20 protein-coding genes and 1 pseudogene are annotated in these 21,464 nt (G+C 67.3%); 13 read left to right on the top strand and 8 right to left on the bottom strand.

All coding sequences use genetic code 11. The features are described 5' to 3' along the window. Positions 1-35: 35 nt before the first annotated feature. The 4 genes from pstA to VF649_RS14660 are packed head-to-tail and all read right to left on the bottom strand — an operon-like array spanning position 36 to position 5,009. The gene (pstA, locus tag VF649_RS14675; protein ID WP_331012700.1) at positions 36-1,331 is read right to left on the bottom strand and encodes a phosphate ABC transporter permease PstA; all 1,296 of its coding nucleotides are present in this window, start codon (positions 1,329-1,331) and stop codon (positions 36-38) included. Then, positions 1,328-2,683 (bottom strand): phosphate ABC transporter permease subunit PstC, encoded by a 1,356-nt coding sequence (gene pstC / locus VF649_RS14670; protein ID WP_331012699.1) that lies wholly within the window; start codon positions 2,681-2,683, stop codon positions 1,328-1,330. The genes pstA and pstC overlap by 4 nt, the downstream gene beginning before the upstream one ends. Positions 2,684-2,685: 2 nt before the next feature. After that, complete coding sequence (locus VF649_RS14665; RefSeq protein ID WP_331012698.1) at positions 2,686-3,723, bottom strand: substrate-binding domain-containing protein; 1,038 nt, start codon at positions 3,721-3,723, stop codon at positions 2,686-2,688. A gap of 32 nt (positions 3,724-3,755) precedes the next feature. Beyond that, positions 3,756-5,009, bottom strand: coding sequence for an ATP-binding protein (locus tag VF649_RS14660; RefSeq protein ID WP_331012697.1), 1,254 nt, complete (start codon positions 5,007-5,009; stop codon positions 3,756-3,758). Positions 5,010-5,213: 204 nt separating this feature from the next. Here VF649_RS14660 and VF649_RS14655 point away from each other — a divergent pair, with 204 nt between their 5' ends. The 6 genes from VF649_RS14655 (at position 5,214) to VF649_RS14630 (ending at position 8,725) form a co-directional block, all read left to right on the top strand. Next, positions 5,214-5,366 (top strand): hypothetical protein, encoded by a 153-nt coding sequence (locus tag VF649_RS14655; RefSeq protein WP_331012696.1) that lies wholly within the window; start codon positions 5,214-5,216, stop codon positions 5,364-5,366. 17 nt (positions 5,367-5,383) lie between these two features. Further along, a complete protein-coding gene (locus VF649_RS14650) occupies positions 5,384-5,812 on the top strand; it encodes a hypothetical protein (RefSeq protein ID WP_331012695.1) in 429 nt (142 codons plus the stop codon). A 156-nt stretch (positions 5,813-5,968) separates the two neighbouring features. Next, entirely contained in the window at positions 5,969-6,370 is a 402-nt protein-coding gene (locus VF649_RS14645; protein ID WP_331012694.1) for a hypothetical protein, read from the top strand. A gap of 206 nt (positions 6,371-6,576) precedes the next feature. After that, a complete protein-coding gene (locus tag VF649_RS14640; RefSeq protein WP_331012693.1) occupies positions 6,577-6,882 on the top strand; it encodes an HPr-rel-A system PqqD family peptide chaperone in 306 nt (101 codons plus the stop codon). Beyond that, positions 6,879-7,736, top strand: a complete 858-nt coding sequence (locus VF649_RS14635) for an HprK-related kinase A (protein ID WP_331012692.1) — start codon at positions 6,879-6,881, stop codon at positions 7,734-7,736. The genes VF649_RS14640 and VF649_RS14635 overlap by 4 nt, the downstream gene beginning before the upstream one ends. Next, complete coding sequence (locus VF649_RS14630) at positions 7,721-8,725, top strand: nucleotidyltransferase domain-containing protein (RefSeq protein WP_414713692.1); 1,005 nt, start codon at positions 7,721-7,723, stop codon at positions 8,723-8,725. Before VF649_RS14635 ends, VF649_RS14630 begins: the two co-directional genes overlap by 16 nt. 176 nt (positions 8,726-8,901) lie before the next feature. Here VF649_RS14630 and gph read toward each other — a convergent pair whose 3' ends face one another. After that, positions 8,902-9,576, bottom strand: a complete 675-nt coding sequence (gene gph, locus VF649_RS14625) for a phosphoglycolate phosphatase (protein ID WP_331012691.1) — start codon at positions 9,574-9,576, stop codon at positions 8,902-8,904. A gap of 60 nt (positions 9,577-9,636) precedes the next feature. Between gph and glmU the strand changes: the two genes are divergently transcribed. From glmU to VF649_RS14595, 6 genes are all read left to right on the top strand, one after another. Further along, positions 9,637-10,980 (top strand): bifunctional UDP-N-acetylglucosamine diphosphorylase/glucosamine-1-phosphate N-acetyltransferase GlmU, encoded by a 1,344-nt coding sequence (gene glmU, locus VF649_RS14620; protein ID WP_331012690.1) that lies wholly within the window; start codon positions 9,637-9,639, stop codon positions 10,978-10,980. A gap of 168 nt (positions 10,981-11,148) precedes the next feature. After that, positions 11,149-12,972, top strand: coding sequence for a glutamine--fructose-6-phosphate transaminase (isomerizing) (glmS, locus tag VF649_RS14615; protein WP_331012689.1), 1,824 nt, complete (start codon positions 11,149-11,151; stop codon positions 12,970-12,972). A 2-nt stretch (positions 12,973-12,974) separates the two neighbouring features. Beyond that, the gene (locus VF649_RS14610) at positions 12,975-13,160 is read left to right on the top strand and encodes a hypothetical protein (RefSeq protein WP_331012688.1); all 186 of its coding nucleotides are present in this window, start codon (positions 12,975-12,977) and stop codon (positions 13,158-13,160) included. A 45-nt stretch (positions 13,161-13,205) separates the two neighbouring features. Continuing rightward, positions 13,206-13,574 (top strand): GFA family protein, encoded by a 369-nt coding sequence (locus tag VF649_RS14605; RefSeq protein ID WP_331012687.1) that lies wholly within the window; start codon positions 13,206-13,208, stop codon positions 13,572-13,574. Positions 13,575-13,804: 230 nt separating this feature from the next. Then, complete coding sequence (locus VF649_RS14600; protein WP_331012686.1) at positions 13,805-14,605, top strand: ABC transporter permease; 801 nt, start codon at positions 13,805-13,807, stop codon at positions 14,603-14,605. Beyond that, positions 14,605-15,360, top strand: coding sequence for an ABC transporter ATP-binding protein (locus tag VF649_RS14595; protein ID WP_331012685.1), 756 nt, complete (start codon positions 14,605-14,607; stop codon positions 15,358-15,360). The genes VF649_RS14600 and VF649_RS14595 overlap by 1 nt, the downstream gene beginning before the upstream one ends. 140 nt (positions 15,361-15,500) lie before the next feature. Here VF649_RS14595 and VF649_RS14590 read toward each other — a convergent pair whose 3' ends face one another. The 3 genes and pseudogenes from VF649_RS14590 to VF649_RS14580 form a co-directional block, all read right to left on the bottom strand. Continuing rightward, positions 15,501-18,422: a TonB-dependent receptor plug domain-containing protein gene (locus VF649_RS14590; protein ID WP_331012684.1), complete on the bottom strand. Its 2,922-nt coding sequence runs from the start codon at positions 18,420-18,422 to the stop codon at positions 15,501-15,503. Between the two features lie 216 nt (positions 18,423-18,638). After that, positions 18,639-19,673: pseudogene (locus tag VF649_RS14585) on the bottom strand (acetyl-CoA C-acetyltransferase); the annotation flags it as partial. A 12-nt stretch (positions 19,674-19,685) separates the two neighbouring features. Continuing rightward, entirely contained in the window at positions 19,686-20,801 is a 1,116-nt protein-coding gene (locus VF649_RS14580; protein ID WP_331012683.1) for an alpha/beta hydrolase, read from the bottom strand. Here VF649_RS14580 and phaR point away from each other — a divergent pair. Then, positions 20,800-21,390 (top strand): polyhydroxyalkanoate synthesis repressor PhaR, encoded by a 591-nt coding sequence (gene phaR, locus VF649_RS14575; protein ID WP_331012682.1) that lies wholly within the window; start codon positions 20,800-20,802, stop codon positions 21,388-21,390. The genes VF649_RS14580 and phaR overlap by 2 nt on opposite strands. Positions 21,391-21,464: the final 74 nt, after the last annotated feature.

Below are 21,464 nucleotides of genomic sequence, written 5' to 3'. Positions count from 1 at the left end.
GTGCGCGGCGCGGTCGTTGAGGGAGGTTTCTGTCATCACCAGCGCCGTTCGAACCTGTTCCGGAGGTAGATGGCGATCCCGTTCATCGCGAGCAGGAACACCAGGAGGACAATGATCGCGGCCGACGTCTTTTCGACGAAGCCGCGGCTGACCTCGTCCGACCAGAGAAAGATCTGGACCGGGAGGACGGTGGCGGGATCGGCGAGGCCGCCGGGCGGGGACGCGATGAAGGCGCGCATGCCGATCATCAGCAGCGGCGCGGTTTCACCAAGCGCGCGCGCCATGCCGATGATGGTGCCGGTCAGGATGCCGGGCAGCGCCAGCGGCAGGACATGGTGGAACACGACCTGCACCTTCGACGCGCCGATGCCGAGCGCCGCGTCGCGGATCGACGGCGGGACCGACTTGATCGCGTTGCGCCCCGCGATGACGATCACGGGCATCGTCATCAGTGCGAGCGTCAGCCCGCCGACGATCGGCGCCGATCGCGGGAAGTTCAGGACGTTGAGAAAGACCGCCAGTCCGAGCAGGCCGAAGATGATCGACGGAACCGCCGCGAGATTGTTGATCGACACCTCGATCAGGTCGGTCCAGCGGTTGCGGGGGGCATATTCCTCCAGATAGAGCGCGGACAGCACGCCGATCGGGAAGGCGAGCACCAGCGTGACGAACATCGTCAGCAGCGAGCCCTTGAGCGCGCCCCAGATGCCGACCAGCGTCGGGTCCGTCGAATCAGATCCGGTGAGAAAGGCCCAGCTGAACCCGGTACGGACCGCCTGCTTCGCATCCAGCAGGCGATAGCCGGCCTCCGCATCGGCATCGGCAGTGCCCTTGGCCGCGAGATCGATCGCGGTGGCGGTCGGCACCCAGATGTCGGCGCGGCGGGTGAGGATCGCAGGGTCGGCCTGGATCGCGGCCCGGACCGACAGCCACGCGCCGTCCGACAGCAGCTTATAGCCACCCGCGCCATAGGCGCGATCGGCGGCGGTGGCGGTGGCGGCTTCGAGATCGACCGCAGCCAGTCGCGCGCGCGCATCCGGGCGCCCCAGATCGGCGGGGGCAAGCGCCAGCCGCGCGGCCGGAAAGTCGATCGGCAGGCGCAGTTCGGTCTGGGTGAAGCCGCGCAGCCCCTGGCTGAGCATCGACACCAGCAGGAAGACCAGGAAGGCGGTCGACAGCAGCACCGCGCCCGCGCCGAGCAGGCGGAACCGGCGTTCGGCACGGTAGCGGCGGCGGATGCGACCCTGCATCGAATCCGTCGTCCAGTCGGTCGGGACGCGCGCCTGCGCATGACGCGGCGGCGGTTGCAGGACGGAAGCGAGCGTGCTCATTCGTAAGCCTCGCGATATTTCTTCACGACGCGCAGGGCGACGATGTTGAGGAGCAACGTCACCACGAACAGCACGAGGCCAAGCGCGAAAGCCGCCAAGGTCTTCGCGCTGTCGAATTCCTGATCGCCGGTCAGCAGCTGCACGATCTGGGTGGTGACGGTGGTGACGCTGGCGAAGGGGTTGGCGGTCAGATTGGCGGCAAGACCGGCGGCCATGACGACGATCATGGTTTCGCCGATCGCGCGGCTGACCGCGAGCAGGACGCCGCCGACGACACCGGGCAGCGCGGCGGGCACCAGCACGCGGCGGATGGTTTCGGAGGTGGTGGCGCCCATGGCCAGCGACCCGTCGCGCATCGATTGTGGCACCGCAGCGATGCTGTCGTCCGCCATCGATGATACGAACGGGATGATCATGACGCCCATGACCAGCCCGGCGGCCAGCGCGCTTTCCGACGACGCACCGCCGATGCCGAGCAGGCTCGCCAGATCGCGGATCGCGGGGGCGACGGTGAGCGCCGCGAAATAGCCGTAGACGACGGTGGGGACGCCGGCCAGCACCTCCAGGATCGGTTTCATCCAGCGGCGCGTGGCGGGGCGGGCATATTGGGTGAGGTAGATCGCACTCATCAGGCCGAGCGGGATGGCGACGATCATCGCGATGATCGCACCGATGAAGATCGTGCCCCAGAACAGGGGCACCGCGCCGAACGTGCCGCTGTCCCCTGTCTGCGGCGACCAGAGCGTGCCGAACAGGAACTCGATCGGCGACACCCGCGCGAAGAAGCGCAACGATTCGAACAGCAGCGACAGCACGATGCCGAGCGTCGTCAGCACAGCGATCAGCGACGCGCCGAGCAGCGCCGCCATGACCAGCCGTTCGACGCGGGTGCGGGCGCGGAAATCGGGACGCAGCCGGGTGAAGGCGAACGCGCCGCCGGCAAAAGCAAGCAACAGCGCCACGACGCCGCCGATCACGTCATAATGGGTCTGGACACGCTGGAACACCGGGACGAGCGGTACGACCTCCGGATGGAAGGGGGTGGTGAGCGCGCCCGTGCCGAGCGCGCGAACCTCGTTCGTCAGATCGGCGGGCGCGATCCGGATGGCGGCGGATTGCGGCGTGGCGGTGACCGCGGCATCGACCAGGCCCGGCGAGACGAACGACCACGCCGCCAGGAAGAGCAGCGCGGGGGCGAGCGCCCACAGCGCGACATACCAGCCATGATAAGAAGGCAGGCTGTGCGGGCGATCCGTACCGGTACCGGTGAACCGCCCGGCGCGGGCACGGCCGGTGAGCCAGCCGACCAGCGCCAGCCCGGCGACGAGTAGGAGGAAAAGGCCAAGCGACATGGTTATTGCACCATCGCGGGATCGAGCGGGGTGAAGGCGAGCGCGATCTTGCGGTTCTTCTCCGTGACGTCGGCCGGGGCGACGATCAGCCCGCGCCGCGCCAGATAGCCGCCGCGTCCCCAGTCGTTGGCATATTCGGCGACCAGTTCGCGCAGCCCCGGCACGACGTTCAGATGCTGCCCCTTCACATAGATGTAGAGCGGGCGCGAGCCGGGATAGCTGTAGTCCGCGATCGTATCGTAGGTCGGCACGATCCCGTTCATGGGGATTCCACGCACCCGATCCTTGTTCTCCTCCAGAAAGCTGTAGCCGAACACGCCGACCGCATCGGGATTGGCGACCAGTTTCTGGACGATCAGATTGTCGTTCTCGCCGCTTTCGACATAGGCGCCGTCTTCGCGGACCTTGGTGCACACCGCGGTGTGGCGCTTGGCATCGGTATTCTTCAGCGCCGTCATCGCGGGGTTCGCGTCACAGCCCTTTTGCAGGATGAGTTCGGCGAAGGCGTCGCGCGTGCCGGAAGTGGGCGGGGGGCCATAGACGACGATCGGGATCGCGGGGAGCGTGGGGTTGACGTCGGACCAGCGGCGCGCCGTCTGCGGCCGGCCGTAAGGGGTGGCGGCCAGCGCCTTGTACACATCGGCCGGGGTCAGGCGCATCGCGTCGCCACGCAGGCTTTCGGCCATGACGATGCCGTCAATGCCGATCTGGACCTGGACGATGTCCTTGACGCCGTTCTTCGTGCATTCCTCCAGTTCCGATTTCTTGATCGCGCGGGAGGCGTTTTCGATATCGGGGAAACGCGCGCCGACGCCGGCGCAGAACAGCTTCATCCCGGCGCCGGTGCCGGTGGATTCGACGATCGGTGCCTTGAACTGCGTCTGGCGGCGGGCAAATTGTTCGGTGACGGCGGTGGTGAACGGATAGACGGTCGACGATCCGACCGCGCGGATCTGATCGCGCGATGCGTTCGCCCCATTGTTCGAGCAGGCGGACAGCGCCAGCGCCGTCGTCACCACACCCATCGTCCTGCTGATCATCGACCGCTCCATGAGGCCCGCGTCGCGAGCCGTCAGGCCGCGCTAGGTCGTTTCGCCTCTTCCCCTGTGACGGTTTCGTGACCATTTGATGACAGCGTCTCCGGGGCGCGGGGCAGCAGCATGGTGACGGTGGTACCGGTGCCGACAACGCTGTCGATCGACAGCCGGCCGCGATGCCGTTCGACGATATGCTTGACGATGGCGAGCCCGAGTCCGGTGCCGCCGAGCGCGCGGCTGCGGCCCGGATCGACGCGGTAGAAGCGTTCGGTGATGCGCGGCAGATGTTCCGGCGGAATGCCGTCCCCCTGATCCGACACCGCCAGCCGCACCATCGCGGGGGAGGCGCAGCGGAGATCGACCGTCACCGGCGTTCCGGAACGGCCATATTTCAGCGCATTGCCGATGACATTGTGGAGCAGTTGCGATAGCTGCGCCGGATCGCCGGCGACGTCGCACGGCGCGCCATCGCCCACCACGATGATGCGGGCGTCGTCCAGTTCCAGCCCGGCGACCAGCGCGCGGCGGACATCGGCAAGCAGCCGATCGAGCGGGACCGCGGTTTCGGGCAGGCTGTATTTGTCGGCCTCGATCCGGCTGAGCGACATGAGGTCGTCGACCAGCCGTTGCATCCGCTTCGCTTCGCCGAACATGATCTTCAGGAAACGCGCGCGGGTCGGGCCGTCCTCGGCCGCATTGCGATCCTCCAGCGTCTCGATGAAGCCGAGCAGGGTGGCGAGCGGGGTGCGCAGTTCGTGGCTGGCATTGGCGACGAAATCGACCCGCGACCGCTCTGCCGCGTGGATTGCGGTGCGATCGACCAGCCGCGCCAGCCGTGCGCCGTCGCGGAGCGGATGGACGGTGAGCGCGAACCGGCGCGCATGATCGCCGAGCCCGACCAGCTCGACCGGCGCGCCATCGCCGGGTTGCCGCCCCGCCAGCCGATCGGCGGCGGCGGGATGGCGGATGGCGAGCCGCACATCCTCCCCCACGATATGGTCGCCGAGCAGCGCGCGCGCGGCACGATTGGCGTTCCGGACGCGTTGCCCCTCGATCACCAGCAGCGGATCGCGGATCGCATCCAGCACGATGTCGATGCCGAGATCGGGCTGGTCGCGGTCGTCGTCCACCTCCAGCAGGCGGGGCGTGGGCGGGGCGGGCGCCGCCGCCAGGAACAGCGCCACCACCGCGAGCGTCGCACAGAAGGCGGTGACGGCAACCGGGCTATGCAGCAGCCAGGCGAGGGTGCCGGCGGCGACACCGGCGATCAGGGACAGGAGGATACGCATGGGCACACCCTTCTTAGGGGTGCTTTTGTGACATTCCTATGATGGCTGTGGCGGCATGTGGCGGTTCCGCCGAGGCATGTTCGGATTCGCAAAGGATCCGTGGCAGCGGGGCAAGGTGGCGCGCTTGTCGGTGGCACGGCAGGAAGCTGGGGAGGAGCATGGGCCGGGTGCGTGGGCTTGGGCACCATAGCGTCTCCCTCGCTCGTGATCCCGATCATCGGCGAGATCGGCACCGGTGGCGCTTGCCTGGCGGATGGAATTCTGGGCGGATTTGGTGGCGGCGCAGCGGGAGCCTGGTTGGGCGATCGTACCGGAACGGCGGCCTATGACGACATCACCAAGCTGGAGTGGTCGTAACGGGTTTCGTTGATCGGGTGAACCAAGCCTTTTTTCGCCGCTTGCGCGCGCGGTCGCCCAGATATGTTGTCGTCGCGGACGGCATTCAGGTCATATCTCCGGATGGGCGCGAGCATCGGCTGGGATTCGCCGAACTGGCGGCTGCAACGCTCCACCACCGCGATGCCTACGCGTATGACGCCTTCGTTTTGGCGCTCAGCTTCACCAACTGTGAAACCGTGGAATTTGCTCAAGATGAGTCGCAGTGGGGGCAACTGGTCGATGCGCTGGATCGGAGCGGGCGCATTCAGGAGCCTTCCACCGTCTGGCAGCTTCGGGCGATCGGTGACGGTGGTGGAGCGCCCATGCGGCATCTGCGCATTACATGGGCGGAGTGCGTTGACAGCACGACCGGCATAGCGGCCCGCTCCATCAGCATGAGGTTTACGTCTGCCGAACGCTCCTGACCGGCGTCTCCCGGACGCAGCCATAGCATCTTCGTATGGCCCCGGATCATCACCTCCGTAGCCGCGGCATATGCTGTGCCAATAAGAGCGGGCGTGGCGGCTCGCTTTCGGGGTGGCTTGGGGGTAGGCATTCGGGGTGGCACGCGGAGGGCATGGGTGAGCGAGGATCGGGGCGACGGTGCGGGTGCGACGGCGGAAGCGCCGACGCGGCGGATGCTGATGCTGGGCGCGGCGGGGGCGTCGATGGTGGTGACGATCCGGCCGGCGCTGGCGCAGACGGCGGGATCGGTGCTGACCTGCGAGATCCCGATCCCCGATCCGCGGCAGAGCGGCAAGTGGATCGGCGCGGACGGATCCGTGGTCGCGCCTTTCACCCAGGGCGCGGTGCGGCCGCCGTGGCGCCCGTTGAAGGGGCAGGATGTAAAGGTCGCGTTGCGCAACCACACGGTGTTTCCGGGCACGACCTATGAACAGACGCAGGCCTATACCAAATATATGCAGCGGTTGCAGAACGGAAACAGCGGCTTCACCTGCTTCGTCTCGCTGAAGACGCGTTAGGCGGGGCACAGTGATCCAGGTATTTCGAGATGCGCGGTGCTTCACCCGAGCAAGATCCCGGCTTTCGCCGGGATGACGAAGTGGTGGGAGGACGGATTTCTCCTATCTGTCACCGCGGCGGGGGCCGGGGTCTCGTTTGGGCTAGGGGTGGGTGCTTTACCTTCGGGAGATCCCGGCTTTCGCCGGGATGACGGAGGGGTGGGGTGATGGTTGACGACACGTACCTCGTCGCCCCGGCGAAGGAATCACGCTACATCGCCGACGCGGCGTCGCCCTCTGTCGCGATGGAGGGGTTTGCCGTCGTCTATCATGCGCCGTCGGGGGCGACGCATGTGCTGGGGTCGCCGGTGCCGGAAATCCTGGGCGTGATCGCGCCGGAGCAGGGCGCGGCGACGATCGCCGGCATCGTGGCGCGGTTGCAGGCGGACTATGAACTGGACGGCGATGTCATCGAAGTGGTGACCGCGCGATTGGCGGAACTGGAGGCGGCGGGGCTGGTGCGGCGCGTGTGAGGCATCAGCTGACATTGAAGATCGGGCCGGTGCGGTTCCGGGTCGGATCGGACTGGGCGGCGCCGATCGCGGCGCTACGATCACTGTACCGCGACTATCCAGTGGCCGCGGGCGTGCCGGATTATACCGTGCGGCTGGAAGCGGAGCGGCCATGGCGGCGGTTCATCCGCCCGTCGGTGGCGGTGCGGGGGGATCATGTGCTGCCGGACGCGCTGCCGCTGGACCTGACGCATGGCGTGCTGGCGGCGGAGATCGGGATGAACCTGCAACTGGCGCTGGGGGAGCGGCGCTGGTTGCTGCTGCATGCGTCGAGCGTCGAGCGCGAGGGCCGCGCGATCATGATGACCGGCGAGTCGGGATCGGGCAAGTCGACGCTGGCGGCGGTGCTGGCGACGCGCGGCTGGCGGTTGATGGGCGATGAATTCGCGCTGGTCGATCTGGCGAGCGGCGCGCTGCGCGCGTTTCCGCGGGCGACGAGCCTGAAGAATGCGGCGATCGACGAGATGCTGGCGCGCGTGCCCGAGGCGCGGTTCGGGACGGAGTTGACCGGCACGCCGAAGGGGCGGCTGCGGCATCTGCGGCCGGATGCGGCGGCGATCGCGGCCATGGACGTGCCGGCGACCCCGGCGCTGATCCTGTTTCCCAGGTTCGGGCCGCCGGAGGGGGCGGAGGCGATGGGTGCGGCGGAGGTGTTCGTGCGGCTGACGCAGGCATCGACCAATTATGTGCCGCTGGGCCGCGGCGGATATGATGCACTGACCCGGCTGGTGACGCAGGTGCCGGCGGTGGCAATCGATTATCCCGATACCGATGCCGCGGTGGCGGTGGTGGAGCGGCTGTGGGCGGCGCTGTGACGGCGGCGCTGCGCCTGACGCGGTTGCTGGCCGATCCGGCGCGGGCGGCGGAGCTGGACGAGGGCGGCTGGACCGCGGTGCTGACCGCGGCGCTGGCTGAGCGGTTGGCGGGCACGCTGGCGGCGCGGCTGGCGGGGGTGGCGGTGCCGGAGACGGTATCGGGCTGGCTGGACAATGCCGCGCGGCAGGCGGTGGTGGAGCGGCGATCCGCGCTGTGGGAGGCGGAGATGGCACGGCGGGCGCTGGCGCCGCTGGGGGTGCCGGTCGTGCTGCTGAAGGGGACGGCCTATGTCGCGGCCGATCTGGCGGCGGGGCGGGGGCGATCGATCGGAGACCTGGATATCCTGGTGCGGCCGGCGGACCTGCCGCGCGTGGAGGCGGCGTTGCTGGCGGCGGGATGGGAATGGGTGAAGGCGGATGCCTATGACGACGCCTATTACCGGCGGTGGATGCACGAGTTGCCGCCGCTGATCCATCGCACCCGCGACCGGATGATCGACGTGCATCACACCATCCTGCCGCCGACCGCGCGGCCGACGCCGGATGCGGCGTTGTTGGTGGCGGACAGCATCGCGCTGCCGGACGGGCTGCACGTGCTGGGGCCGGCGGACCGGATCGTGCATGCGGCGGCGCATCTGTTCGCGGATGGCGACCTGGCGGGGGGCTTGCGCAACCTGTGGGATATTCACTGCCTGATCGGCGAAGCGGGATGCGACGGGTTGATCGCGCGGGCGGACCGGCATCAGCTGGGTCCCGCGGTGGCGCGGGCGGGGCGGCTGGCGCATCAGCTCTATGGGACGGCGGTGCCGGAGGCATGGCGGCGGCGGCGGTTCGGCGACCGCTGGTTCCGGCGGCGGTTGCTGGCGGTGGATGGCTGGGGACGGGATCGACGGCGGGTGACGCGGCTTGCCTTCTATGTGCGGTCGCACTGGCTGCGGATGCCGCCGGCGATGCTGGCGCGGCATTTGTGGGTGAAGATGCGGCGGTAGGCGGGTGGTGTTCGACGGCCGTGTTCGGAGCGGGTTCTCGACAGGCCCGAACCGAGCGGATGGGCGGGGCTCGCCTTCATGGCGACACCGCAGCGCAGGCCGGGGTTTCGGCTGGCTTGGCGGGTGCGGTTTCCCTTCGGGAGATCCCGGCTTTCGCCGGGATGACGGTGGGGCGGCTATGCTCCGAGCTGCGCCAGTGTCGGTACTAGCTGGTCGAAATGGTCGATCAGGGCGGAGGCACCCAGATCGTCCGCCGGGCGGTCGCGGAAGCCGAAGGTGACGGCGATGCAGGGAAGGGCGGCGGCGCGGGCGGTGTCGGTATCGGTGATCGAATCGCCGACGAAGACGGCGGTGCCGCCGCCGGCGCGGGCGATGGCTTCCAGCAGCGGGGCGGGGTCGGGCTTGCGGACCGGGAGGGTGTCGCCACCGACGATCGCGGCGAAGCGGCCATGCCAGCCGAGCGCATCCACCAGTGCGATCGCGACCGATTCGAGCTTGTTGGTGCAGATCGCCAGCTGGACGCCCCGTGCGGTGAGCGCGTCGAGCGCGGTATCGACGCCGGGGAAGGCGCGGCTGTGGTCCGCGATGTGCGCGGTATAATGATCTAGGAAGAGCGGGAAACCACGATCGATCAGCATCTCGTCGCAGGCGCCGGTCGCCTCCAGCCCCTGGCGCAGCAGCGCGCGGGCGCCGTGGCCGACCATGTGACGGACGGATTCGGGCGCCATCGGCGGGCGATCCAGCTGGCCCAGCGCGTGGTTGAGCGCGGCGGTGAGATCGGGCGCGGTATCGACGAGGGTGCCATCCAGATCGAAGGCGACGATGGCGAAGGGAAAGCGAGACGTGTGCATGACGCCGCTGTCACCCGCCGGTTATGGAATATGCAAGGGGAACATGGCAGAGCGGCGCGCATGTCGAGCCCGTCCCCCCACCCCGTCGCCGCGATCATCCTGGCCGCAGGCCGCGGCACCCGCATGAAATCCGACCGGCACAAGGTGCTGCACCCGATCGCGGGACGACCGATGCTGGCGCATCTGCTGGCGACAATCGAAACGCTGGCGCCGGCGAGGCGCGTGGTGGTGGTAGGCAGCGGGCGCGAGCAGGTGGAGGCCGCGGTGGCCGGGCAGGGGGTGATCGTGGCGGTGCAGGAGCCGCAGCTGGGCACCGGCCACGCGGTGCAGCAGGCGCAGGCGGCGCTGACCGGCTTCGCGGGCGACGTGCTGATCCTGTACGGCGACGTGCCGCTGGTTTCGGCGGAGACAATGACGCGGATGCTGGACCGGCTGCACGGCGACGATGCGCCGGCGGTGGTGGTGCTGGCGTTCCGGCCGGACGATGCGCTGCGTTATGGCCGGGTGATCGCGGAGGACGGGATCGTCGCGCGGATCGTGGAATATCAGGACGCCGGTGCCGCCGAGCGCGCGGTGCCGCTGTGCAACAGCGGGTTGATGGCGGTGCGGTCGGACGCGCTGTGGGCGCTGCTCGACCAGATCGGGTCCGACAATGCAGCGGGGGAATATTATCTGACCGACATCGTTGCGCTGGCGGAGCGCGCGGCGGTGGTGGAGACCGCGCCCGAGGAAGTGGCGGGGATCAACAGCCGCGGCGAACTGGCGGCGGTCGAGGCCGGGTGGCAGGCCGCGCGGCGGGAACGGGCGATGGCGGAGGGGGTGACCTTGGTCGCGCCGGAAACCGTCTGGTTCGCGCATGACACGGTGCTGGGCCGCGACGTGACCGTCGAACCCCATGTGGTGTTCGGGCCGGGCGTGACGGTGGCGGACGCGGTGACGATCCGCGCGTTCAGCCATCTGGAAGGCGCCACGATCGGCCGCGGCGCGGAGGTCGGGCCCTATGCGCGGCTGCGGCCCGGTGCGGTGATCGGGGAGAGCGCGAAGGTCGGCAATTTCGTCGAGATCAAGCAGGCGGTGCTGGGCGCCGGCGCCAAGGTCAACCATCTCTCCTATATCGGCGACGCCGTGATCGGGGCGAAGGCGAATCTGGGCGCGGGCACGATCACCTGCAATTATGACGGCTTCACCAAGTCCAAGACGGTGGTCGGCGCGGGGGCGTTCGTGGGATCGAACAGCGCGCTGGTGGCGCCGGTCACGATCGGCGACGGCGCGATCGTGGGCGCGGGATCGGTGGTGACGCGCGATGTCGAGCCGGACGCGCTGGCGCTGGCGCGCGGGCGGCAGACGGTGATCGGCGGCTGGGCGGCGCGGTTCCGGATGGGGAAGGCCGCGAAGAAGGCCTGATCGTCATTCTCCGTTCGTCCCGAGCCCTTCGACGGCCTACAAGCTGGCGCCCAGGGCAAGCTACGGCTTCGCCGTAGTCGAGGGGCGTGTGGCGAGCGCCGTGCGGGGTGTCTCGACGACGCTCGACACGAACGACTTCATTGCGTGTCAATCAGTTAGGAACAATCCATGTGCGGCATCATCGGGATCGTGGGCGCGGGTGAAGTGACCGGGCGGCTGGTCGAGGGGCTGCGGCGGCTGGAATATCGCGGCTATGATTCCGCGGGGGTGTGCACCATCCACGACGCGGCGCTGGATCGGCGGCGGGCGGAGGGGAAGCTCGACAATCTGGTGCGGGTGCTGGACGCGGACCCGTTGGCCGGGCGGATCGGGATCGCGCATACCCGCTGGGCGACGCATGGCGGGCCGACGACCAGCAACGCACACCCGCACGCGACCGGCGAGGTGGCGATCGTCCACAACGGCATCATCGAGAATTTCAAGGCACTGCGCGACGAGCTGACCGCGCGCGGGCGGGTGTTCGAGAGCCAGACCGACAGCGAGGTGGTGGCGCATCTGATTTCCGAGCGGGTCGAGGCGGGCGAGGCGCCCGCGCAGGCCACCGCCGCGGTGCTGAAGCGGCTGCACGGGGCATTCGCGCTCGCCATCCTGTTCCGCCAGCATCCCGACCTGCTGATCGGGGCGCGGCTGGGGTCGCCGCTGGTGGTGGGATATGGCGAGGATGAGACATATCTGGGGTCCGACGCGCTGGCGCTGGCGCCGCTGACGCAGCGGATCGCCTATCTGGAAGAAGGCGACTGGGTGGTGATCACGCGCGAAGGGGCGCAGATCTACGACAAGGACGACCGGCCGGTAGAACGGCCCGTCACGCTGTCGGGCCTGATCGGGCTGACCGTCGACAAGGGCAATCACCGCCATTTCATGCTGAAGGAGATTTACGAGCAGCCGATCGTGGTGGCGCAGACATTGCGCTCCTACCTGCGGCCGCTGGACGGGCAGGTGGCGTTGCCGATCCCGGATTTCGATTTCGCCGAGATCCGCCGCGTGACGATCGTGGCATGCGGCACCAGCTATTATGCCGGCATGGTCGCGAAATACTGGTTCGAACGCTTTGCGCGTTTGCCGGTCGAGATCGATGTCGCATCCGAATATCGCTACCGCGATCCGGTGATGGAGGACGGCGGGCTGGCGCTGTTCATCAGCCAGTCGGGCGAGACTGCGGACACGCTGGCGGCGTTGCGCCATGCCAAGGCGGGCGGGCAGAAGATCGCGGTGGTGGTGAACGTGCCGACCAGCACGATGGCGCGCGAGGCGGACCTGCTGCTGCCCAGCCATGCCGGGCCGGAGATCGGGGTCGCGTCCACCAAGGCGTTCACCTGTCAATTGGCGGTGCTGGCGGCGCTGGCCGCGAACCTGGCGCGCGCGCGCGGACGCCTGTCGGGCAAGGAAGAGCGCGAGATCGTCCGCCATCTGGAGGAGGCGCCGGCCGCGATCAATGCGGCGCTCGCCTATGACGACGCGATCGCGCAGGTGGCGGCGACGATCGCGGGCGCCCGCGACGTGCTGTATCTGGGCCGCGGGCCGGATTATCCGCTGGCGCTGGAAGGCGCGCTGAAGCTGAAGGAAATCAGCTACATCCATGCCGAAGGTTATGCCGCGGGCGAGATGAAGCATGGACCGATCGCGCTGATCGACGATCATGTGCCGGTGATCGTGCTGGCGCCGTCGGGGCCGCTGTTCGAAAAGACCGTGTCGAACATGCAGGAGGTGCAGGCACGCGGCGGCAAGGTGGTGCTGATCTCCGACTATGACGGCATCCAGGCGGCTGGCGAGGATTGTATCGCCACCATCACCATGCCCAAGGTCCACCCGCTGATCGCGCCGATCGTCTATGCGATCCCGGTACAACTGCTCGCCTATCATGTCGCGGTGCTGAAGGGGACGGATGTGGACCAGCCGCGCAACCTGGCGAAGTCGGTGACGGTGGAGTGAGCATGGCTCCGATCGTCCTGGTGCTGGCGATCCTGGTGGCGGCGATGCTGTTCGCGCGGTGGCAGAGCCGGCGCGGGCGGCCGGAGAGTGGCGGCGGGGATGGCGGGGACGGCGGAACCGGTGGCGAGAGCCATGGCTGGTCCGACGGCGGCTCCGATTGCGACGGCGGCGGCGGGGGATGTGACTGATCGCTGACCGCGACCGGTCCGGCGGAGAGATGAGGAGTAGCGATGATGATGGTCGAGGGTGGATGCCATTGCGGGTTGGTGCGGTTCGAGGCGTCGGTGCCGGACGGGCCGGTCGAGGTGCTCGACTGCAATTGCTCGATCTGTGCCATGACGGGCTATCTGCACCTGATCGTGCCCGATAGCCGCTTTCGCCTGGTCGAGGGGCAGCGCGAGACCAGCACCTATCGCTTCGGATCGGGCAAGGCGCGGCACATGTTCTGTACGCAGTGCGGGATCAAGAGCTTCTACAAGCCACGATCGCATCCCGACGGGATCAGCATCAACCTGCGCTGCCTGGACGAGGGCCATGGCCTGGACGTGCGGGTGGTGGCGTTCGACGGACGCGATTGGGAGACGGCACGGGCGGGTTTGTAGAAGCGGATCATGTGGTTGGCCCGATCAACGCCTGGCAGAAGGCCGCGGGCCGCGGGCGGAGCTGCCAAGCCCGGTCGGTCGATGGTCGCGCAGGGTCGGTATTCGGTCCGGAGACATCGGCTCGGCGAACCGCGGCAGGTGGGACGGGCTCGTATCTTGCCGTCGCCGAATGGCAGGCGGCGAGCAAACCCCTTGCCCATCGCGTGCCGCCGCCGCTATCAGCGGGCGGAATGACGAGCAGGACCATCGGTGTGGCGGGGATCGCCTTCTTCGCCTCGATCGGGCGCGTGGTGATCGCGCTGTTCGGCGCCGTCGGGCGGGTGGCGCGGTTCGCGGGCGTGACGATCCTGCGCGGGCTGACGCCACCTTATTATCCCGGGCGGCTGTTGGAGCAACTGGGGCAGATCGGCTGGTTCTCGCTGCCGGTGGTCGGGTTGACCGCGATCTTCACCGGGGCGGCGCTGGCGCAGCAAATCTATACCGCCGGATCGCGGTTCAGCGCGCAGTCGACGGTGCCCGCGGTGGTCGTGATCGGCATCGTCCGCGAATTGGGGCCGGTGCTGGTGGGGCTGATGGTGGCCGGGCGGGTGTCGTCATCGATGGCGGCGGAACTGGGCACGATGCGCGTCACCGAACAGATGGACGCGATGACCACGCTGCGCACCGATCCGTACCGCTATCTGCTGGCGCCGCGGCTGTTCGCGGCGGTGATCGCGATGCCGCTGCTCGTGCTGATCGCCAATGCGATCGGGATCATGGGCGGCTATTTGCTGTCGGTGCACAAGCTGGGGTTCAACGCCGCCAATTATCTGGCGACCACGCGGCAGTTTATCGGCGCCGATGATTTCCAGATGGCGCTGGCCAAGGCGGCGGTGTTCGGTTTCTTCATCGCGCTGATGGGATGTTATCACGGGTATCGCACCGACGGCGGCGCCGCGGGCGTGGGGCGCGCGACCACCGACGCGGTGGTGTCGGCCTTCATCCTGATCCTGTCGTCGAACCTGATCATCACCGTCATGGCGTTCGGGTGATGGCAGACGCGAAGATCGTGCTGGACGGGGTCACCAAGCGGTTCGGCGATCGCGTGATCCTGGACGGCGTCAACCTGGCGATCGAGCCGGGCGAATCGCTGGCGATCATCGGGCAGTCGGGCAGCGGCAAATCGGTGACGCTGAAATGCATCCTGGGCCTGATCCAGCCGGATGCGGGATCGATCCTGGTCGATGGCGAATCGGTGGTCGGCCTGCATGGCAAGGATCAGGAACGCGTCCGCGCCAAGTTCGGGATGCTGTTCCAGGGATCGGCGCTGTTCGATTCGCTGCCGGTGTGGCGCAACGTGACGTTCGGGCTGACGCAGGGCCGTGCGCGCGATGCGGCACAGATGAAGAAGATCGCCGAGGAAAATCTGGAGCGGGTCGGCCTGGACGGCAAGATCCTGAACCTCAGGCCGAACGAGCTTTCGGGCGGGATGCAGAAGCGCGTGGCGCTGGCCCGCGCGATCGCACCGCGGCCCGAGATCATCTTCTTCGACGAACCGACCACCGGGTTGGACCCGATCCGCGCCGACGTGATCAACGACCTGATCGTCAGCCTGGTCGAGGATCTGGGCGTGACCGCGCTGACCATCACCCACGACATGGCATCGGCCCGCAAGATCGCGCACCGCGTGGCGATGCTGTACCAGGGCCGCATCATCTGGCGCGGCCCGCGCGACCGCCTGTACGACAGCGGTAATCCCTATGTGGAACAGTTCGTGCTGGGACGGGCGGACGGGCCGATCCGGTAGGCATGCGATCCGCGCGTTCGTAGAAGCTCGCGGATAGTATCCATTTCAACCAAAAAGGGACGCAACCCGCAGGTTGCGTCCCTTTTTCGATATCTGCCGCCCCGACGAATCGGGAGCGGCAGGGCAGGGTCACACCGATCCTAGAAGCGAAGCTGAGCCCCGGCATAGAAACGGCGGCCAAACGGGTCATAGATATCCGCGGCGGTTGTGGTGCCCGTGATCGTGCCGTAGAAGACGGTGTCTTCCAGCTTCGGCGGCTTCCGATCGAACAGGTTGTTGGCGCCGAGGAAGAATTCCATCCGGTCATTTTCGCCAACGCGCGCCCGCAACTGCACATCATGATACAGGCGCGACTTGATCTCGTTATGCGCGATGATGTCGGGCGAAAGGCCGTCGGACGACTCCGCAAACTCCGAACGAACGGTGTCGACCATCGGGCTGTAATAGGTGGTCGTCCAGTTCGCACTGAACGGACCAAAGCTATAACTTAGCGAGGCATTGACCTTGTCGCGGAACACGGCGCCATATTCCAGGTTGCCGACACCGCTGTTGATCGGGGCGGACGGATCGGACTGCGACTTGTAGCTCAAGCTGTGGGTGTAGAGGACGTTCAGGTCAAACCGGTCATCCGCCATCAGACCGACGGCATGACCATAGCCCAGCTTGACGTCGATCCCGGAGGTCTTGGTCGCCGCGATGTTGATGTTCTGGGCGTTGACGGTCCGGATCAGCCCCGTATTCGCATTGCGGATCACATTGTCGCAGAATTGCGGCAGGTTGGTCAGCAGGCATTGCTGGATTGCGGTTGCACGCGGGATGATGCCGATCGCATTCGACAGGCGAATGTCGAAATAGTCGACCGTCAGGCTGAAGCCCCGAAGCTGAACCGGGGTCAGCACCGCGCCCAGGGTCAGCGTCTTGCCCTTCTCCTCCTGCAGCGCACGATTGCCGCCATCGAAGCCGTTGATGCTCTGAATATCGGCAAGCGTGTAGGTGAAGGTGCCGTTGGCCGCGATGGCCGCGGCCACGGCCGGGATGGCGCGACAGGCAGTGGCGTAGGTTCCGCTGCTGCTGGCCGTGGTGTTGTTGCACGGATCCTGAACCGAGGGGAAGGTTTCGGACGGAGACGAGAAGAGTTCCCCGATATTGGGCGCGCGGTTCGCGACGGCATAGTTGCCGCGGAAACGCAGGCCACGGATCGGAGAATATTCACCGCCCGCATTCCAGCTGAACACCGTGCCGATCGTCGAGTAATCGGAGTAGCGCGCAGCACCCTGGATGCTCAACGACTCCGCGAACGGCAATCCCTTGAGGAGCGGAATGTCGATCTCGCCAAACGCTTCCTTTACGTTGAACTTGCCGATGGTGTCCGGCGTCTGGTTGCCCGAATTCTGGCCGGCATTGGTCAGCTCATCCCAGTTTTCGCTGCTCTTTTCCCGGCGATATTCGCCGCCGACCGCAACCCGGACATCCCCATATGGCAGTGCGAGCAGCGTTCCGTTGACGCTGCCCGTCGCGACGAACTGCGTGTTCTTGATATCGACTTCGCGGGGAACGGCGGCCAGCACATAGTTGGACGCCGCGGTCGACGCGGTATTGTATCCGAACAGATTGATCGGGACGCAACCCGCCGCACGCGCTGCCGGATCGCGGCAGACGATGTTGCCGGATGCGTCGCGCACCGCGTCCAGCGCGTTGCCGTAGCGGGTGATGTCGATGTCCTGGCTGCTGGTCCGGTCCTTCAACTGACCATAGACCGCGGACAGTTCATAGTTCCACTTCGCGCCAATGTCGCCGCGGAGGCCACCCGCCACCCGGAAGGTGTCACGGTCATTCGTGTTGCTGCGGCTGAACACCTCGTTCTGGCGACGGCGAAACGCGATCGAGGTGACGTCGTTTCCGGCAATGGCGTCGCCGTTTCGGGCGGCAATCTGTTGCTGGATGCTGACAGGAATGAAGGGATTGTCGATCCCGTAATCGACGCCGACATCGAGAAGGGAGTCAAGCGCGAGCGCCTCGATCTGCGAACTGGACCTGGTCTTGGCGTACGTGCCCTCGACGAACGCCGACAACGAGTCGCTCAGCTCATACTCGGCGTTGATCGCACCGAGATAGCGTTCCACCGGCGTCGAAATCCGGCGAACGGCGTTGCGGTTGAAGCCATAACCCGTCGGGAAGCCAGCGACGACGCTGTTGTCGGGATTGAAGGTGAACAGGTTGCTCCCGAAGCCGCCGGCGTTGGTCGACGCGATGTCGCCATTCCGAAGTTCGAAACGTCCCTGGGCTGCATAAGAGCTGTACGACTGCGGGCCACAGCCTGCGGCCGAGCAATCCTCCGCTGAAATTGCCCGATTACGCGACAGAAGGCCAAGATCGTTGGCATAGGTGAAGTTCGCGATCACCGATCCGCGGCCGTCGGGACCGAAGCTGGTGCCGCCCGTGATGCTGCCGGTGTAGTTGGCGCTGTCGCCCCGGTCCGAAATGCCATATTGGCCGCGCGCGACGATGCCCTCCATCTTCTTTTTCAGGACATAGTTCACGACACCGGCAATCGCATCGGAGCCATAGATGGCGGATGCGCCGCCGGTGACGACCTCAATCCGGTCCACGAAATCCGCCGGGATGTTGTTGACGTCGACAATCGACGTCCCGGCGACGCCGGGCACGAACCGCCGCCCGTTGACGAGCACCAGTGTTCGCGAGTCCCCCAGGTTCCGCAGATTGACGGTGGCGATGCCGTTGCCCGAGGTCGCAAAATTGCTGTTGGTTCGGCTGATGCCGGGAATACCCACCTGCGGGAGCTTCTGGAGAAGATCCTGAGTGTTGGTGATGCCTTGCGCCTGGATCTGTTCGGATCCGACGACGGCCACCGGTGAGGCAGCATCCAGTTCAGGCCGCGCGATGCGGGAACCGGTGACGACGATCGCTTCCTCGGCGGGTTCGGCCGCAGCGGCGGTGGCAGGCGACGGCGCGGCAGGCTGTACCGCGGCTTGGGCAAACACGCCGGCCGGAATCGCGCCGGTGGCGAGAGCGGAGGCTACCAGAAAGGTCTTCTTAATCATCTAAACCCCTTTCGAGGCGGAAAAACACTCCGCCTCAGAGGCTCAGACAACATCCTAAATGCCAGACATTACAATCCCATAGTGCCAGAAGCAGAACGGACCCCCGGAATTTCCGGGGTGTCCGTTGCTCAAAAAGCACAGTCGCGCAACATGCTTTCGGCAGGCACCGCGCAACGGAAAGGATCGAACCCTACCCTACCGCTCGACGCACAGCGCGATCCCCATGCCGCCGCCGTTGACGTTGACGCGGTCGGGATCCCAGCCGAGTTCGCGCCCGACGGCGAGCGCCTGGGCCGCGAAGGCTTCGTTGGCTTCGATCAGGTCGAGATCGGCGATCGACCAGCCGGCCTTTTCGAGTGCGCGGCGGCTGGCGGGGACGGGGCCGATGCCCATGATCGACGGATCGACCCCGGCCGATGCCCAACTGGCGATGCGGGCGAGGATCGGCGCGCCGCGGCGTTCGGCATCCTGGCGGGACATCAGCACCAGCGCTGCGGCGCCGTCGTTCAGGCCGGACGCGTTGGCGGCGGTGACGGTGCCGTCCTTGCGGAAGGCGGGGCGCAGGCCGGCAATCCCGTCCAACGTGGCGCCGGCGCGGATATATTCGTCCTGGTCGACGACGATATCGCCCTTGCGGCCCTTGATCGTGACCGGGGCGATTTCATCGGCGAAGCGGCCTTCGCTGCGCGCCGCTTCGGCACGATTTTGCGAGCGGACGGCGAACTGGTCCTGCTCCTCGCGGCTGAGCTGATATTGCTGCGCCAGATTTTCGGCGGTGATGCCCATGTGATACTGGTTGAAGGCGTCGGTCAGCCCGTCCTTGATCATGGTATCGACCAGTTCGACATTGCCCATCTTGCTGCCGGCGCGGAGCGCCTGGGCATGGGTGGCGAGCGACATGCTTTCCTGGCCGCCGGCTACGACGATCGCACTGTCGCCGCAGTGGATGGCCTGCGCCGCCAGCGCCACCGCACGCAGACCGGAGCCGCAGACCTGGTTGACGCCCCAGGCGGGAACCTCCTTTGGACAGCCGGCGGCCATCGACGCCTGGCGCGCGGGGTTCTGCCCCTGCGCGGCGGTCAGCACCTGACCCAGGATCACTTCGGAGACTTCGTCCGGCGCGACACCGGCGGAGGCAAGCGCGGCCTGGATCGCGGTGCGGCCGAGTTCGTGCGCGGGCACGGAGGCGAATGCGCCCAGGAAGCTGCCGACGGCGGTACGGCGGGCGGCGGTGATCACGACGTCGGACATGAAGCTCTCCGTTCAGATGGGTTGCGGGCGCTCTATCAGCCGCGTGGCCGGGTGTAAAAGCCAGTCGCGGAGCGGTTCCCACAATTGGGCCCGGGCGCGGGTGCCGACGACCATGCCGACATGGCCGAGCGCCAACCGGTGCGGAACGGCGGAGGCCAGCCGCGTCGACAGCGCGGTGTCGGCGGGCACGATCCGGTCGCGGGTCGAGACGATATCGAGGATCGGGCAGGGAATGGCGGCGGGATCGATCCGACGACCCGCGACCGACCATCGGCCAGTGCCGGGTCGGTCGTCCCGATACAAGCCCTCGAACAGATCGCGCGCGGCGGCGAGCGCGATCGGCGGGCCGTCATTGGCCCAATCCTCCAGCGCAACCGAATCCGCGATGTCGGCCTGGCTGGCGAAGGCTTCGAACCGGGCGACGGTCCGCGCGGGATCGAGCCGCCAGAACAGCGCCTGCAACGCCTCCATCGGCAGCAGGCCGAGCCGGCCGGCGGCGGGCGCCAAGTCGGTCCAGAGCCGGGCGAGATCGGTGCGGGCCTGCACCGGGAACCCCGCAAACGACCAGGGCGTGGCGATCAGCGCAAGCGCGGGGACCGGACGGAGCGCGGCGGCGGCGATCGCCATGGTGCCGCCAAGGCAATAGCCCACCAGCGCGGGCGGACGATCCAGCGCGTCGATCAGCGGCAGCAGCATGGTTTCGACATGCGCGGCGATATCCTGCGCGGCGTCGGACGGCGTCGGCGTGCCCCAGTCGAGCAGCAGCGGGCGCAGGCCGGCATCCGCGAGGTAGTGCAGCAGCGACCGGCCGGGTGCCAGATCGAGCACCGAAGGCGGATTGATGAGCGAGGGAACGAAAAGGACGGCAGGGCCCGTCCTGTCGCCGCCATAATCCCGCAACACCGCACGGCCGGCGCGTGCAACGATGGGCGCGGGCGGGGCGGGGGGCGGGCGATCCGCCTGCTGATAGCGGCGGAGGCCGGCAAGGGCCCGCACGAGGCGATCGGGCGCGTCCACGGTTTCGCGACGCAGCAGATCCAGGAACAGCGGCAGGGGGCGCGGCCTGTGTTGCGACGCGGCGTAAAACGGTGCTAGCGTGCCGCTTTCTGGGGCAGGGTATTGCGACATGGCCAAATCTTCGGGCGGTTCAGGTGTCATCACGATCAAGAAGTACGCCAATCGGCGCCTGTATGACACGGATTCGTCCAGCTACATCACGCTGGAACATCTGGCCGCCATGACCCGCGCGGGGCGCGAGTTCAAGGTAATCGACGCCAAGTCGGAAGAGGACATCACGCACAGCGTGCTGACGCAGATCATCATGGAAGAGGAAACCCGCGGCCAGACGATGTTGCCGGTGGGGTTCCTGCGCCAGTTGATCGGGCTTTATGGCGACAACATGCAATCGATGGTGCCGCAATATCTGGAAGCATCGATGGACGCGTTCAAGCGCAACCAGATGCAGTTCCGGTCGGCGATGGAGGGCGCCTTTGCCGGCGGGCCGTTTGCGGAGATCGCGAAGCGCAACCTGGAGATGTTCGAGGCGGCGGCGAGCGCGTTCAAGCCGCCGCTGACGCCGGGCGGACCCTTGGGCGCCGCCATGAACGGCCAGCCGGCCGCGAACGCCACGCCGGCGGCGGACGTCGCGGACGAGGTCGCGACATTGAAGGCGCAACTGGCGCAATTGCAGGCGAAGATCGACACGCTGAAGCCGTGATCCGACCGGCCGAGCCCGAGAACATGCGACGAAATTGAAAGATTGACGTTGTAGGCCTATATACGGTCACCGGA

It is taken from the genome of Sphingomonas sp. (genome assembly GCF_036387535.1).
In the GTDB taxonomy this organism is placed as follows: Bacteria; Pseudomonadota; Alphaproteobacteria; order Sphingomonadales; family Sphingomonadaceae; genus Sphingomonas_R.
The sequence above is the reverse complement of the archived record's forward strand: the minus strand, read 5'-3'. Positions and strand labels throughout refer to the sequence as shown.